Raw genomic sequence first — 13896 nt, 5'->3', positions numbered from 1 at the left:
TGCACCTCGTGATGCTCTACGACTGCGCTGCCGTCGCCGATCGTGATCGCGGCATCGCCGCGGCCGTCGAGGCGGCCAAGAGCGGTGAGCTCGTGGTGATGCCCACCGACACGGTGTACGGGGTCGGCGCGGACGCGTTCACCCCGCACGCGATCACCCAGCTGCACCACGCCCGCGGGTCCGACCGCCGGGTGCCGCCGCCGGTGCTGGTCGGGTCCCGGCACACCCTGGACGGGCTGGTCTACTCGCTGCCACGGGCCGCCCGCGAGCTGGCCGACGCGTTCTGGCCGGGCGCGCTGACCATCATCGTGGAGCACTCGCCGAGCCTGCAGTGGGACCTCGGCGACACCGGTGGGGTGATCGCGGTGCGGATGCCGCTGCACCCGGTGGCCCTGGAGGTGCTGCGGGAGGTCGGCCCGATGGCGGTCACCACCGCCAACAGGCTCGGCTCGCCGTCGCCGCTGACCGCCGAGGAAGCACGCGAGCAGCTGGAGTACTCGGTGCGTGTCTACCTGGAGGCCGGACCGGCCGCCGACCCCTGGCCGAGCACGGTGGTCGACGTGACCGGCGACGTGCCGCGGGTGCTGCGCACCGGGTCGATCCCGGTGGAGAAACTGCGCGACGTGGTGCCGGATCTGGTCGAGGGGCAGGTCTGAGGTGGCGCCGTTCACCGTCCTGCACGTCTGCATGGGCAACATCTGCCGGTCGCCGATGGCCGAGCGCCTGTTCGACCGGGCGGTCCGGGACCGGGCCACCTCCGACGAGCCGCTGGTGCGCAGCGTCAGCGCCGGCACCGGCGGCTGGCACGAGGGCGAGGAGATGAACCCGCCGGCGGCCCGCCTGGTCCGGGCCCGGCGCGGCTCCACCGACGGTTTCCTGGCCCGCAAGCTGCGCGGTGACTTCATCGACGAGGCCGACCTGATCCTGACCGCCACCGCCGACCAGTACGACTACGTGGTCGCGCTGCGCCCGGACGCCGCCGACCGCACCTTCGTGCTCGGCGAGTTCGGCCGGCTGCTCGGCGCGGTGGACGCGAGTGCGCTGCCGCCGGCCGAGGCGAAACCGGAGGCGGTGCACGAGCGCGGGGTGGCCATCGTCGCGGCGGTGCACCGGCTGCGTGCCGGCGAGGCGCCGCTGGCCGGTGACGACCTGGACGACCCGTGGGGCCGCGGCGACCAGACCTTCCAGCGGGTCGGCGACGAGATCGAGGACACCACGGTCCCGCTCGCCGCGCTGTTGCTGCCATGAGGGTGGTCGAGCCGGACGCCGAGGGACTGCGCCGGGCGGTGGAGATCCTGCGCGCCGAGTCGGTCGTCGCGTTCCCCACCGAGACGGTCTACGGCCTCGGCGCCAACGCGTTCTCCCGGCGGGCGATCGGCGAGGTCTACCGGCTGAAGAACCGGCCCAGCTGGAACCCGCTGATCGTGCACGTCGCCTCGGTCGACGCGGCCCGCGAGCTGGCCGCCGAGTGGCCGGCCGCCGCCGACGAGCTGGCCGCGCGCTTCTGGCCGGGGCCGCTGACCCTGGTCCTGCGCCGGGCGGCGCACCTGGCCGGGGTGGGCGCCGCCAACGACACCGTCGCCGTGCGGATCCCGGCGCACCCGGTGGCGCTGCGCCTGCTGGAGGCGTCCGGGCTGCCGCTCGCCGCGCCCAGCGCCAACCGTTCCGAGTCGATCTCGCCGACCACCGCCGAGCACGTGGTGCGCAGCCTGCCGGACGTGCCGCTGGTGCTGGACGGCGGCCCGTGCTCGTGGGGCATCGAGTCGACCGTGCTGGACCTGACCACGCCGGTGCCCACCCTGCTGCGCCCGGGCGCGCTCAGCCTGCGCGTGCTGCGGGACGTCACCGGCGCGATCGCGCTGCGCGACACCGAGACCGCGGACGGCGCGGCCCGGCCCGCCCCGGGCATGAGCCGCCGCCACTACGCGCCGCGCGCCAAGGTCGTGCTGGTCCGGGACGTGCGGGAGGCGGACCGGTCCGGGTTGCCGGAGCCGGTCGCCGCCCTGACGTACGAGGGGGCGGCGGCCCCGGCGTACGGGAAAGCGGAGATCCTGTCCGCCGACCCGCGGGAGTACGCCGCCGACCTGTACGCCGCGCTGCACCGGCTCGACGACGCCGGCGCCGGCGCCATCCTGGTGCAGGAGCCGCCGGCGACGGAGGACTGGCTCGCCGTGCGCGACCGGCTCTCCCGCGCCGCGGCCTAGGGCTCGACCGGCCGGACCCGGCCCTCGGCGCCGCGGGCGATGTTGCGCGCCATGCCGCTGAAGACGATGCCGTGGAACGGCAGCACCGAAGCCCAGTACAGGTGGCCGGCCAGGCCGCGGGGCAGGAACACCGCCCGCTGCCGGTAGACGCTGCCGCCCGCGCCGTCCGGCTCGGCGCGCATCTCCAGCCAGGCGCGCCCGGGCACCCGCATCTCGGCGCGCAGCCGCAGCAGCTCGCCCGGCACGATCTCCTCGACCCGCCACCAGTCCAGCGCCTCGCCGACCCGCAGCCGGTGCCGGTCGCGCCGGCCGCGACGCAGCCCGACCCCGCCGACCAGCCGGTCCAGCCAGCCGCGCACCGACCAGGCGAGCGGGAACGAGTACCAGCCGTTCTCCCCGCCGACCCCCTCGATCACCCGCCACAGCCGGTCGGCCGGGGCGTGCACCGGGCGGGACCGCTCGTCGGTGTAGACGCTCCCGCCGGACCACTTCGGGTCGCTGGGCAGCGGCTCGGCGGCGGCGTCCCGGCCGGACGCGCCGGTCCAGCGGGTCTCCACGTCGGCGTCCCGGATCCGGCTCAGGGCCAGCCGGACCGCCTCGTCGAAGCCGAGCGGCTCGGGCCCGGGCAGCAGCCGGGCCAGGTCGTTCTCCCGGGCCACCGCCTCGTGCACCAGGCTGGCGACCAGCGGGCGGGCGATGGCGTTGGGCACCGGGGTGACCAGCCCGACCCAGTGCGCGGACAGCCACGGGCTGAGCACCCGGGTGGGCAGCAGGATCCGGCGGCGCAGCCCGGCGACCCGGGCGTAGCGGCGCATCATGTCGGCGTAGCTGAGCACGTCGGCGCCGCCGATGTCGAAGCCGCGGTGCACGTCCGGCGGGAGGGTGGCCGCGCCGATCAGGTAGCGCAGCACGTCGCGGACCGCGATCGGCTGGATCCGGTTGGTCACCCAGCGTGGGGTGACCATGACCGGCAGCCGTTCGGTCAGGTAGCGCAGCATCTCGAAGGAGGCCGAGCCGGACCCGATGATGACCGGCGCCCGCAGCACCGCGGTGGGCACGCCGCTGGCCAGCAGGATCCGGGCGACCTCGGCACGGGAGCGCAGGTGCGCCGACGGTCGGTCGCCGGGCGGGGGCTCGGGGCCGCCCAGGTAGACGATCCGGCGTACCCCGGCGGCGCGGGCCGCGGCGGCGAAGTTCGCCGCCGCCGCGCGGTCGCGGCGCTCGAAGTCGGTGTGCCCCAGCGAGTGCATCAGGAAGTACGCGACGTCGATGCCGGCGAAGGCCGCGGGCAGGCCGGCCGGGTCGGCCAGGTCGGCCTCGACGATCTCGACCTGATCGGCCCAGGGGACGTCGCGCAGCCGTGCCGCGCTGCGGGACAGGCAGCGGACGTCGTGGCCGGCCTCGACGAGACGGGGGGCGAGCCGGCCGCCGATGTAGCCGGTGGCCCCGGTGACGAGACAGCGCATAACTTCAGACTGTGCCCCGTTTTCCGGCGGTTCAGCCATAAACTCGACGAAGGCCGCGTCACCGAGCTCGGGGGAGGCCCAGGTGAGCACCTTCTGGGGTCCGGATTTCGCCGCGCTCGAGCGCGAGGATCCGGAGATCGCCGATGTGCTTCTCGACGAGCTGGTCCGCCAGCGCGACACCCTGCAGTTGATCGCCAGCGAGAGCTTCACCTCGCCGGCGGTGCTGGCCGTGCTGGGGTCCACGCTGGTGAACAAGTACGCCGAGGGCTATCCCGGGCAGCGCTACTACGGCGGGTGCGGGCCGGCCGACCGGGCCGAGCAGCTGGCCGTGCAGCGGGCGCGGGAACTGTTCGGCGCCGACCACGCGAACGTACAACCGCACTCCGGGTCGTCGGCGAACCTGGCCGCGTACGCCGCGCTGGCCGAGCCGGGCGATCCGGTGCTGGCCCTGGGGCTGCCGTACGGCGGGCACCTGACCCACGGCAGCCGGGCGAACTTCTCCGGCAAGTGGTTCCACCCGATCGCCTACCGGGTCACCCCGGACACCGAGACCATCGACTACGACGAGGTGCGTGACCTGGCCCTGGCGCACCGGCCCAAGCTGATCATCTGCGGCTCGGCGTCGTACCCCCGCCTGATCGACTTCGCCCGGTTCCGGGAGATCGCCGACGAGGTGGGCGCCTATCTGATGGTCGACGCGGCGCACTTCATCGGCCTGGTCGCCGGGCAGGCGGTCCCGTCCCCGGTGCCCTGGGCCGACGTGGTCACCTGCACCACCCACAAGGCGCTGCGCGGGCCGCGGGGCGGCATGATCCTGTGCCGTGCGGAGCTGGCGCAGCGGGTGGACAAGGCGGTCTTCCCGTTCACCCAGGGCGGCCCGCTGATGCACGCGGTGGCGGCCAAGGCGGTGGCCCTGCGCGAGGCGGGCACCCCGGCCTTCCGGGGGTACGCTCAGCAGACCGTGCGTAACGCGCAGGCGCTGACCTCCGGGCTGGCCGCCGAGGGGATGCGCCCGGTCACCGGCGGCACCGACACCCATCTCGCCGTGCTCGACCTGCGCGAGCTGGGCGTCAGCGGCCGGGAGGCGGAGGCGCGCTGCGCCGCCGCGGGGATCGCGCTCAACAAGAACCCCCTTCCGTACGATCCGGAGCGGCCCGCCGTGGCGTCCGGGATCCGGGTCGGCACCCCGGGCGTCACCTCGCAGGGCATGGGGGACGCCGAGATGCGCCGGATCGCGGAGCTGATCGGGGTGGCGGTGCGCTGCGATCCCGAGTCGGCCGCCGGGCTGTCCCGGCTGACCGGCGTCGGTGAGGAGGTGGTCGGACTGGTCCGGCGCTTCCCGTTCTACTCGCAGCAGGAGGTGCTCGCGTGAGCGGCATGCAGATGGAGGCACGATCTTGAGCGGCGTCTCGCCGGCGGCCCCGGAGAAGGACGACCTGCCCCTGCCGGATCTGCCGCCGCTGCCGAAGGACCCTCGCTGGAAGGTCGAGCACCTGGGGTTCCTGACGACGGTCTCGTTCGCGTTGCTGATGTGCGCCGCCTCGTCGGGTTTCCTGGCCGGCGGGGCCGACGCCGCGCTCGGCGCGGCCGGCGGAGTGCTGATCGTGACGGTCAGTCACACTCTGACCACTCTGGTGGTCGCCTGGGCAGACACCGTGCGCCCCGCGCTCGTCATGCCGCTGGGAATGTTCACCTATGTCGCCAAATATTCTTTGCTGGGAATTATCCTGGCGGTCGGGGTCTCGTCCGAATGGCCGGGAAAGACCGCTCTGGGGCTGGGAGTGGTCGCGGGCGTGGTGGTGTGGACCGGCGTCCAGGCCTGGTGGGTGACACGCCGGACACTCCGAAAGTGATTCATGGCACTGGCATCCTCCCTGGTCAGCGCGGGGAAGTCCGGTTAGGCGCCACGATCCGGTGATGTGTCCGCCCGCGCCTTGTTCGGTTTTGGCGGGACAGGAGTACCGTGTCCTTCCAGTTGCGAGACCCCTGACGCCTGGACAACCGAGGTTGTGCGGGGGGTCCCGCTTAGCTTCGTGTTTCCTGCTGATATCGTTCGGGCCGTCATGACCGGCCAAGAACCCCCCCACGACGAACGCGGTGACGACGGCCCGACCCCACCGGACTCCGGTGCGGGCATGACGGCAGTCACCTACCTCATCGCGGGCATGTTGGTGTGGGGCGGGATCGGCTGGCTGGTCGACCACTACGTCGGAACCGAGGGCATCTTCGCCGGCATCGGCGCCGTCCTCGGCATCGGCGGGGGTGTGTATCTCATCGTGCGCCGACTCGGCGCCTGACAGGAAAGGGCCATGGTGATCGGTCAGTCGACGGTCCTCGCGGCGGAGTTCCCGCCCAGCGTCGAGGACTTCTACCTGCCCAGCATCCTGCCGTGGGGCGCGGAGGAGAACTACTGGTTCACCAAGATCACGGTGCTGATCTGGGTGGCCGTGGCGGCGATCATCGTGTACTTCCTGGTGTCGTACCGGAAGCCGCAGCTGGTCCCGACCAAGAAGCAGTGGCTCGCGGAGAGCATCTACGGCTTCGTGCGGAACAACATCGCGGTCGACATGATCGGCCCGCGAGGTGTGGCCTTCGCGCCGTACCTGACGACGCTGTTCATGTTCATCCTGCTGAACAACTTCTTCGGCATCCTGCCGTTCGTGCAGATCTCGCCGAACTCGCACATCGCCTTCCCGGCGATCCTCGCGGTCATCAGCTATGTGATGTTCATCTATGTCGGCATGCGGCATCACGGCCCCTTGAAGTACTTCAAGCACGCCCTGATCCCGCCGGCGCCGTGGTTCATCCTGCCGCTGCTGATCCCGATCGAGCTCTTCTCGAACTTCGTGGTCCGGCCGTTCTCGCTGGCCGTCCGTCTGTTCGCCAACATGTTCGCCGGCCACATGCTGCTGCTGGTGTTCACGCTCGGCGGCTTCGCGATGATCAGCGCCAACGCGGCGCTGGCGCCCGTCTCGGTTCTCTCCTGGGTGCTCACCATCGCGCTGACCTTCCTCGAGTTCCTGGTGATCTGTCTCCAGGCCTACGTCTTCACGGTGCTGACCGCGAGCTACGTCCAGGGCGCGCTCGCCGACGAGCACTGAGATCAACCCGCACGAGCAACACCCCGTTTGTCGTCCCGCGTGACAGTCACGCGAGATTCCAGGAGGAACTGAAATGCCACTCGCCGAAGTTGTTGGTAGCACCGCCGCCATCGGTTACGGCCTTGCTGCCATCGGCCCGGGTATCGGTGTCGGTCTGGTCTTCTCTGCCTACATCCAGTCGACCGCCCGTCAGCCGGAGTCGTCGCGGCTGACCCTGCCGTACGTCTGGATCGGCTTCGCCGTCGTCGAGGCGCTCGCACTGCTGGGTATCGCCTTCGGCTTCATCTGGGCCGGCGACGTCAACGGCTGACCTAGACATAGCTGACCTCGACAGGAGGTTCTCGTGATCAACACGTTTGTTCTGGCCGAGGCCGCCGCCGAGGAGACCGCGCACAACCCGATCATTCCCGCCTGGGAAGAGATCGTGGTGGGCTCGGTCGCCTTCGCGGTGCTGTGCTTCGTTCTGATCAAGTTCGTCTTCCCGCAGATGGAGAAGACGTTCAAGGCCCGCGTGGACGCCATCGAGGGTGGCATCAAGCGTGCCGAGGCCGCTCAGGCCGAGGCGAACGAGCTGCTCGAGCAGTACCGCGCGCAGCTCGCCGAGGCGCGGACCGAGGCTGCTCGGATCCGCGACGAGGCCCGGGCGGACGCCGAGGGCATCCGTCAGGACGTTCTGGCCAAGGCGCGCGAGGAGTCCGACCGCATCATCGCGGCCGGTTCCGAGCAGCTCGCCGCGCAGCGTGAGTCGATCGTGCGGGAGCTCCGCTCCGAGGTCGGCACGCTGGCCGTGGACCTGGCCGGCAAGATCGTTGGAGAGGCGCTGGCCGACGAGGCCCGTACCCGCGGCACTGTCGAGCGCTTCATCGCGGACCTCGACGCCGCCGGCTCGGCGGGCGGGCGGCGCTGATGGCGTCGGGCGTCACCAACCAGGCCTACGCGGACGCGGTGGAGCGGCTGCACGCCGACACCGCCACGTTCACCGGCACGCAGCTGGCCACGGTCGCCGACGAGTTCCTGTCGGTGGCCGGCCTGCTGCGGGAGCAGCCCCGGCTGCGCCGGGCGCTGACCGATCCGTCGCGGCCGGGCGCCGACCGGGCCGGGCTGTTCCGCTCGCTGCTCGCCGGCAAGGCGGCCGAGGTGACCGTCACCGCGCTGTCCACCCTGGTGGCCGGCCGGTTCTCCCAGCCCGGCGACCTGCTGGACGCGACCGAGCGGCTGGGTGTGGACACCCTGCTGGCCGCGGCGCAGAAGGACGGGAAGCTGGCGGAGATCGAGGACGAGCTGTTCCGCTTCGGACAGATCGTCGCCGGTACGCCGGAGCTCGCGGCCACGCTCAGCGACGTCGGCGCGCCGGTCGAGCCCCGGGCTAAGCTGGTCGGGGACCTGCTGACCGGCAAGGCCCAGCCGACCACGGTGCGACTCGTCCAGGTCGCGCTCGAGGGGTTCGGTGGCCGCGGCTTCGAGGCCTCGCTGAACCGGCTGGTCGAGCTGACCGCCGGCAAGCGGGACCGCGAGGTGGCGTACGTGACGGTGGCCAAGCCGCTCAGCGACGCCGAGGAGACCGCGCTGGCCGCCAAGCTGTCCACCATCTACGGCCGTGAGGTCTCGTTGAAGGTGGACGTCAACCCGGCGATCATCGGCGGGGTCAGCGTCCGGGTCGGCTCCGACCTCTACGACGGCACGATCCTGCGTCGGCTGAACGCCGCCAAGCAGGCGTTCGCTTAACAGTCCTTTCCCCTCGATTCCTTATCGAGAAGCCCCTCGGTGGCGGCGACGTCCCGAGCTAGACAGAGAAGGCAGAGGATGGCCGAGCTGACCATCTCCTCGGACGAGATCCGGGGGGCGCTAGAGCGCTACGTCTCGTCCTATTCGCCCGAGGTCTCCCGTGAGGAGGTCGGCATCGTCTCCGATGCGGGCGACGGTATCGCGCACGTCGAGGGCCTGCCCTCGACCATGGCGAACGAGCTCCTGGAGTTCGCCGACGGCACGCTGGGCGTCGCCCTGAACCTCGACGTCCGTGAGATCGGCGCCGTGATCCTGGGTGACTACGCGAACATCGAGGAGGGGCAGCAGGTCAAGCGGACCGGCCGCGTCCTCTCGGTGCCGGTCGGCGACGCCTTCCTGGGTCGCGTTGTGGACGCCCTGGGCAACCCGATCGACGACCGCGGCGAGATCGCCAACGAAGGCTTCCGCGAGCTCGAGCTCCAGGCGCCGAACGTGATGGCGCGGCAGCCGGTGAAGCAGCCGCTGCAGACCGGCATCAAGGCGATCGACGCCATGACGCCGATCGGCCGCGGCCAGCGCCAGCTGATCATCGGCGACCGCAAGACCGGCAAGACCACGGTCGCGCTCGACACGATCATCAACCAGAAGGCCAACTGGGAGTCCGGCGACCCGGAGAAGCAGGTCCGCTGCATCTACGTCGCCATCGGCCAGAAGGCCTCGACGATCGCCAGCATCCGCGGCGTTCTCGAGGCGCAGGGCGCGCTGCAGTACACGACGATCGTCGCGGCTCCGGCGTCCGACCCGGCCGGCTTCAAGTACATCGCGCCGTACACCGGTTCCTCCATCGGTCAGCACTGGATGTACAACGGCAAGCACGTCCTGATCGTCTTCGACGACCTGACCAAGCAGGCCGAGGCGTACCGCGCGGTCTCGCTGCTGCTGCGCCGCCCGCCGGGCCGTGAGGCGTACCCGGGTGACGTCTTCTACCTGCACTCCCGGCTGCTGGAGCGCTGCGCCAAGCTCTCCAACGAGCTGGGTGGCGGCTCGATGACCGGTCTGCCGATCATCGAGACCAAGGCCAACGACATCTCGGCCTACATCCCGACCAACGTCATCTCGATCACCGACGGCCAGATCTTCCTGGAGTCCGACCTGTTCGCCTCGGGTGTCCGCCCGGCGATCAACGTCGGCACCTCGGTGTCCCGAGTGGGTGGCTCGGCGCAGGTGAAGGCCATGCGCTCGGTCTCCGGTCGTCTGCGTCTCGACCTGGCCCAGTTCCGTGAGCTGGAGGCCTTCTCGGCCTTCGCCTCCGACCTGGACCGCGCCTCGCGTGCGCAGCTGGAGAAGGGCATCCGCCTGGTCGAGCTGCTCAAGCAGCCGCAGTACTCGCCGTACTCGACGGTCGACCAGGTCATCTCGATCTGGGCGGGCACCACCGGCCAGCTCGACGACATCCCGGTCGGCGACGTGCGTCGCTTCGAGCAGGAATTCCTGCAGTGGTTCAAGCAGCACAACAGCGACGTCTACACCGCGATCGAGTCGACGAACCTGCTGAGCGACGACAACGTCGAGAGCCTCAAGGCCGGTGTCGTCGAGTTCAAGAAGGTCTTCCAGAGCAGCGCGACCGGCGAGAGCGGTAGCTAGTCATGGCCGGTCAGGTACAGGCGCTGCGGCGGCGCATCCGCACCGTCAAGTCGACCAAGAAGATCGCCAAGGCGCAGGAGCTGGTGGCCACCAGCCGCATCGCCAAGGCGCAGGAGCGGGTGAACGCCTCGCGGCCGTACTCGGTGGCGATCACCAAGGTGCTGGCGGCGCTGGCGTCGAACGCTTCGGTCGACAACCCGCTGCTGGTCGCGCGTGAGCGCGTCCAGCGGGCGGGTGTCCTGCTGATCACCAGTGACCGGGGCCTGGCCGGCGCCTACAACGCCAACGCCATCCGCGCCTGCGAGCAGCTGATCGCTCAGCTGCGCTCGGAGGGCAAGGACGTGGCGCTGTACGTGGTGGGCCGCAAGGGCGCCGGTTACTACCGGTTCCGCAACCGGCCGGTCGCCGCCAGCTGGACCGGCTTCTCCGAGCGCCCGTCGTTCACCGACGCCAGGAACATCGGCGACGCGCTGATCGAGGCGTTCACCGCGGGTTCGGAGACGGACGGGACCTTCGGGCCCGAGGGCATCGTGGGCGTGGACGAGCTGCACATCGTCAGCACCGAGTTCAAGTCCCTGATGACCCAGACCGCGAACGCGAAGCCACTCGCGCCGGTGCAGATCGAGGACCAGGCGGAGGAGCAGCCCGAGTCCGGGCTGCGCGCCGCGTACGAATTCGAGCCGGACGCCGACGAGCTGCTCGACGCGTTGCTGCCGAAGTACCTCAACACGCGGATCTACGCGGCGTTGCTGGACTCGGCGGCGAGCGAGTCGGCATCCCGGCGGCGGGCGATGAAGAGCGCGTCGGACAACGCCGACGACCTCCTCAAGCGGTACACGCGCGAGATGAACTCCGCGCGGCAGGCTGCGATCACCCAGGAAATCAGTGAGATCGTCGGCGGCGCCAACGCGCTGGCGGCGGCGGGAAGTGATGTGTGATGACTGCTGTAGCTGAGCCCACCAAGGCGGAGACCGCTGTCGGCCGTGTCGTCCGGGTCATCGGCCCGGTCGTCGACGTCGAGTTTCCCCGCGACGCCATGCCCGCGATCTTCAACGCGCTGCACGTCGAGGTCACCCTCTCCGAGGGCAAGAAGAAGCTGACGCTGGAGGTCGCCCAGCACCTGGGTGACAACCTGCTCCGCGCGATCTCGATGCAGCCGACCGACGGCCTGGTCCGGGGCGCCGAGGTCAACGACACCGGCGCGCCGATCTCGGTGCCCGTCGGTGACGTGACCAAGGGCCACGTGTTCAACGCCCTCGGTGAGGTGCTCAACGTCGACCCGTCGACGCTGGACATCCAGGAGCGCTGGGCGATCCACCGCAAGCCCCCGGCGTTCGCCGACCTGGAGCCGAAGACCGAGATGCTGGAGACCGGCATCAAGGTGCTCGACCTGCTCGCGCCGTACGTGCGTGGTGGCAAGATCGGCCTGTTCGGTGGCGCGGGCGTGGGCAAGACCGTGCTCATCCAGGAGATGATCATCCGGGTCGCCCGGAACTTCGGTGGCACCTCGGTGTTCGCCGGCGTCGGCGAGCGCACCCGTGAGGGCAACGACCTCATCCTGGAGATGGACGAGGGTGGCGTTCTGGACAAGACCGCCCTGGTCTTCGGCCAGATGGACGAGCCGCCGGGCACCCGTCTGCGGGTGGCGCTGACCGCGCTCACCATGGCCGAGTACTTCCGGGACGTCCAGAACCAGGAGGTGCTGCTCTTCATCGACAACATCTTCCGGTTCACCCAGGCCGGTTCCGAGGTGTCGACCCTGCTCGGCCGTATGCCGTCCGCCGTGGGTTACCAGCCCACCCTGGCCGACGAGATGGGCGAGCTGCAGGAGCGGATCACCTCGGTCCGGGGCAAGGCGATCACCTCGCTGCAGGCGATCTACGTGCCCGCCGACGACTACACCGACCCGGCGCCGGCCACCACCTTCGCCCACCTGGACGCGACCACCAACCTGGAGCGGTCGATCTCGGACAAGGGCATCTACCCGGCCGTGGACCCGCTGGCCTCCAGCTCGCGGATCCTGGCCCCGGAGTTCGTCGGCGCCGAGCACTACGCGGTCGCCCGTGAGGTCCAGCGGATCCTGCAGAAGTACAAGGACCTGCAGGACATCATCGCCATCCTCGGTATGGACGAGCTCTCCGAGGAGGACAAGGTCACGGTCGCCCGGGCCCGCCGCATCGAGCGGTTCCTGTCGCAGAACACCTACGCGGCGGAGCAGTTCACCGGCGTTCCCGGCTCGACGGTCCCGCTGAAGGAGACCATCGAGGCGTTCAAGAAGATCGCCGAGGGTGAGTACGACAACTACCCGGAGCAGGCGTTCTTCATGTGCGGCGGTCTCGAGGACCTGGAGAAGAACGCGCACGAGCTGATGAAGGGCTGACCTCAGCCTCGTCGCAGCTGGTGACGAACGGAAAGCCGTGCCGGTGCCCACCGGCACGGCTTTCCGCGTCCGGAGGCTCCGTCCGGGTGAATCGCGCGGATCCGGCTCCCGCAGGTCCGGGACTCTGCGGTAGGGAACTCGCCGGTCGTCTTCGGTATGCTTGCACGCGCCTCAGAGGCGGTCCCGTGTTCACACGGGGCGTGACGAACCGGCAGAGTTGGGGATCGGGTGGCTAAGTCTGCGAAGCGCCGCACACCGCTGTGGGCGCGGCTGACCGCCATTTTCGGCGGCGTGCTGATGGTGACCAGCGGTGGCGTCCTGGTGACCGGCCAGGCCCTCATCTCGAAGTACACCAGCGGCCTGGACGCCGGCAGCACGCTGGTCGGCGACCCCGCCGAGGGGGCCACCAAGGGCAGCGCCGAGATCAAGGGCCCGCTCAACATCCTGATGGCCGGTATCGACCCGCGCGACGAGAAGACCCCGCCGCTGTCCGACTCGATCATCGTGGCGCACATCCCGGCGAGCATGGACCAGGTCTACATGTTCTCCATCCCGCGGGACCTGTACGTCGACATCCCGGCGTTCAAGGCGACCGGGTTCGGCGGCGGCAAGGCGAAGATCAACTCGGCGATGTCGTACGGCAGCTCCGTCGGCAACGGCAAGCACGACGTGCGGCAGGGCTTCCAGCTGCTCACCAAGACGGTCAGCCAGCTCACCGGGATCGATTCGTTCGACGCCGGCGCGATCATCAACTTCGGCGGTTTCAAGAAGATCGTCGAGGCGATGGGCGGCGTGACCATGAAGATCGACATGACGGTCAAGTCGGAGCACCTCAAGCCGAACGGCAAGCCCCGGGACCGTCGCCCGGAGTGTGCCGACAACAAGTGCGACCATCCGTACATCGGTGAGCAGAAGGTCTACAAGCCGGGGACCTACCACCTCAAGGCCTGGGAGGCGCTGGACTACGTCCGCCAGCGGTACGGCCTGCCGAACAGCGACTACGACCGGCAGCGGCACCAGCAGCAGTTCATCAAGGCGATGGCCAAGCAGGCGATGAGCAAGGGCGTGGTGACCAACCCGTCCAAGATGCTGAAGATCCTGGACGCGGCCGGCGACGCGCTGACCTTCGGTGCCGCCAACGGCACCAGCGTCCTGGACTGGGGTCTGGCGTTGAAGGATCTGAACACCGACAACATGGTGTCCATCAAGCTGGACGGTGGCGGCGTCTTCGACCCGGCCACCAACAGGTACTACGGGGAAAAGCTCGCCGACGGGTCGCAGGCGTTCTTCCAGGCGGTGAGGGACGACAAGATCCAGGAGTTTCTGCTGGCCCACCCGGAGTTCATCAACAAGAACAGCTAGCCCCGGTCGGCCGT

General features: G+C 70.2%; 15 protein-coding genes. 14 read left to right on the top strand and 1 reads right to left on the bottom strand.

The genetic code is table 11. From position 1 onward, the window contains the following. Positions 1-11 precede the first annotated feature (11 nt). From ACTEI_RS32095 to ACTEI_RS32085, 3 genes are read left to right on the top strand one after another with little or no spacing between them, the layout of a single operon-like run. Positions 12-656, top strand: coding sequence for an L-threonylcarbamoyladenylate synthase (locus tag ACTEI_RS32095; protein WP_187645881.1), 645 nt, complete (start codon positions 12-14; stop codon positions 654-656). A 1-nt stretch (position 657) separates the two neighbouring features. Continuing rightward, positions 658-1248: an arsenate reductase/protein-tyrosine-phosphatase family protein gene (locus ACTEI_RS32090; RefSeq protein WP_122981066.1), complete on the top strand. Its 591-nt coding sequence runs from the start codon at positions 658-660 to the stop codon at positions 1246-1248. Continuing rightward, a complete protein-coding gene (locus tag ACTEI_RS32085; protein WP_122981065.1) occupies positions 1245-2204 on the top strand; it encodes an L-threonylcarbamoyladenylate synthase in 960 nt (319 codons plus the stop codon). The genes ACTEI_RS32090 and ACTEI_RS32085 overlap by 4 nt, the downstream gene beginning before the upstream one ends. Here the strand turns inward: ACTEI_RS32085 and ACTEI_RS32080 are convergent. Next, positions 2201-3670, bottom strand: a complete 1470-nt coding sequence (locus ACTEI_RS32080) for an SDR family oxidoreductase (RefSeq protein ID WP_122981064.1) — start codon at positions 3668-3670, stop codon at positions 2201-2203. The genes ACTEI_RS32085 and ACTEI_RS32080 overlap by 4 nt on opposite strands. Positions 3671-3752: 82 nt before the next feature. Between ACTEI_RS32080 and ACTEI_RS32075 the strand changes: the two genes are divergently transcribed. The 11 genes from ACTEI_RS32075 (at position 3753) to ACTEI_RS32025 (ending at position 13882) form a co-directional block, all read left to right on the top strand. Continuing rightward, positions 3753-5042 (top strand): serine hydroxymethyltransferase, encoded by a 1290-nt coding sequence (locus tag ACTEI_RS32075; RefSeq protein ID WP_122981063.1) that lies wholly within the window; start codon positions 3753-3755, stop codon positions 5040-5042. Between the two features lie 79 nt (positions 5043-5121). Continuing rightward, complete coding sequence (locus ACTEI_RS32070; protein ID WP_372443188.1) at positions 5122-5523, top strand: hypothetical protein; 402 nt, start codon at positions 5122-5124, stop codon at positions 5521-5523. Positions 5524-5805: 282 nt separating this feature from the next. Then, the gene (locus ACTEI_RS32065; RefSeq protein ID WP_122982537.1) at positions 5806-5967 is read left to right on the top strand and encodes an AtpZ/AtpI family protein; all 162 of its coding nucleotides are present in this window, start codon (positions 5806-5808) and stop codon (positions 5965-5967) included. Positions 5968-5982: 15 nt separating this feature from the next. After that, complete coding sequence (atpB, locus tag ACTEI_RS32060) at positions 5983-6771, top strand: F0F1 ATP synthase subunit A (protein ID WP_122982536.1); 789 nt, start codon at positions 5983-5985, stop codon at positions 6769-6771. 73 nt (positions 6772-6844) lie between these two features. After that, positions 6845-7081 (top strand): ATP synthase F0 subunit C, encoded by a 237-nt coding sequence (locus ACTEI_RS32055; protein ID WP_122981061.1) that lies wholly within the window; start codon positions 6845-6847, stop codon positions 7079-7081. Positions 7082-7117: 36 nt separating this feature from the next. Then, positions 7118-7678 carry a F0F1 ATP synthase subunit B gene (locus ACTEI_RS32050; RefSeq protein ID WP_372443187.1) on the top strand — a complete coding sequence of 187 codons (561 nt, stop codon included), beginning with the start codon at positions 7118-7120 and terminating at the stop codon, positions 7676-7678. Further along, positions 7678-8496 carry a F0F1 ATP synthase subunit delta gene (locus ACTEI_RS32045; RefSeq protein WP_122981060.1) on the top strand — a complete coding sequence of 273 codons (819 nt, stop codon included), beginning with the start codon at positions 7678-7680 and terminating at the stop codon, positions 8494-8496. Before ACTEI_RS32050 ends, ACTEI_RS32045 begins: the two co-directional genes overlap by 1 nt. Before the next feature lie 78 nt (positions 8497-8574). Then, complete coding sequence (gene atpA / locus ACTEI_RS32040; RefSeq protein ID WP_122981059.1) at positions 8575-10140, top strand: F0F1 ATP synthase subunit alpha; 1566 nt, start codon at positions 8575-8577, stop codon at positions 10138-10140. A 2-nt stretch (positions 10141-10142) separates the two neighbouring features. Continuing rightward, entirely contained in the window at positions 10143-11078 is a 936-nt protein-coding gene (locus tag ACTEI_RS32035) for a F0F1 ATP synthase subunit gamma (RefSeq protein ID WP_122981058.1), read from the top strand. Beyond that, on the top strand, positions 11078-12520 hold the full coding sequence (gene atpD / locus ACTEI_RS32030; protein WP_122981057.1) for a F0F1 ATP synthase subunit beta: 1443 nt from the start codon (positions 11078-11080) through the stop codon (positions 12518-12520). Before ACTEI_RS32035 ends, atpD begins: the two co-directional genes overlap by 1 nt. A 228-nt stretch (positions 12521-12748) precedes the next feature. Next, on the top strand, positions 12749-13882 hold the full coding sequence (locus ACTEI_RS32025; protein ID WP_372443186.1) for an LCP family protein: 1134 nt from the start codon (positions 12749-12751) through the stop codon (positions 13880-13882). Positions 13883-13896 lie beyond the last annotated feature (14 nt).

This window comes from Actinoplanes teichomyceticus ATCC 31121 (assembly GCF_003711105.1).
GTDB lineage: Bacteria > Actinomycetota > Actinomycetes > Mycobacteriales > Micromonosporaceae > Actinoplanes > Actinoplanes teichomyceticus.
This window is presented reverse-complemented; position numbering and strand designations above follow the sequence as displayed.

Excerpts from the sequence above, each read along its gene's own strand:
- ACTEI_RS32065 (WP_122982537.1), top strand. The coding sequence starts at position 5,806 with ATGACGGCAGTCACCTACCTCATCGCGGGCATGTTGGTGTGGGGCGGG.
- atpA (WP_122981059.1), top strand. The coding sequence starts at position 8,575 with ATGGCCGAGCTGACCATCTCCTCGGACGAGATCCGGGGGGCGCTAGAG.
- ACTEI_RS32055 (WP_122981061.1), top strand. The coding sequence starts at position 6,845 with ATGCCACTCGCCGAAGTTGTTGGTAGCACCGCCGCCATCGGTTACGGC.
- ACTEI_RS32080 (WP_122981064.1), bottom strand. The coding sequence starts at position 3,670 with ATGCGCTGTCTCGTCACCGGGGCCACCGGCTACATCGGCGGCCGGCTC.
- ACTEI_RS32095 (WP_187645881.1), top strand. The coding sequence starts at position 12 with ATGCTCTACGACTGCGCTGCCGTCGCCGATCGTGATCGCGGCATCGCC.
- ACTEI_RS32045 (WP_122981060.1), top strand. The coding sequence starts at position 7,678 with ATGGCGTCGGGCGTCACCAACCAGGCCTACGCGGACGCGGTGGAGCGG.
- atpD (WP_122981057.1), top strand. The coding sequence starts at position 11,078 with ATGACTGCTGTAGCTGAGCCCACCAAGGCGGAGACCGCTGTCGGCCGT.
- ACTEI_RS32035 (WP_122981058.1), top strand. The coding sequence starts at position 10,143 with ATGGCCGGTCAGGTACAGGCGCTGCGGCGGCGCATCCGCACCGTCAAG.
- ACTEI_RS32085 (WP_122981065.1), top strand. The coding sequence starts at position 1,245 with ATGAGGGTGGTCGAGCCGGACGCCGAGGGACTGCGCCGGGCGGTGGAG.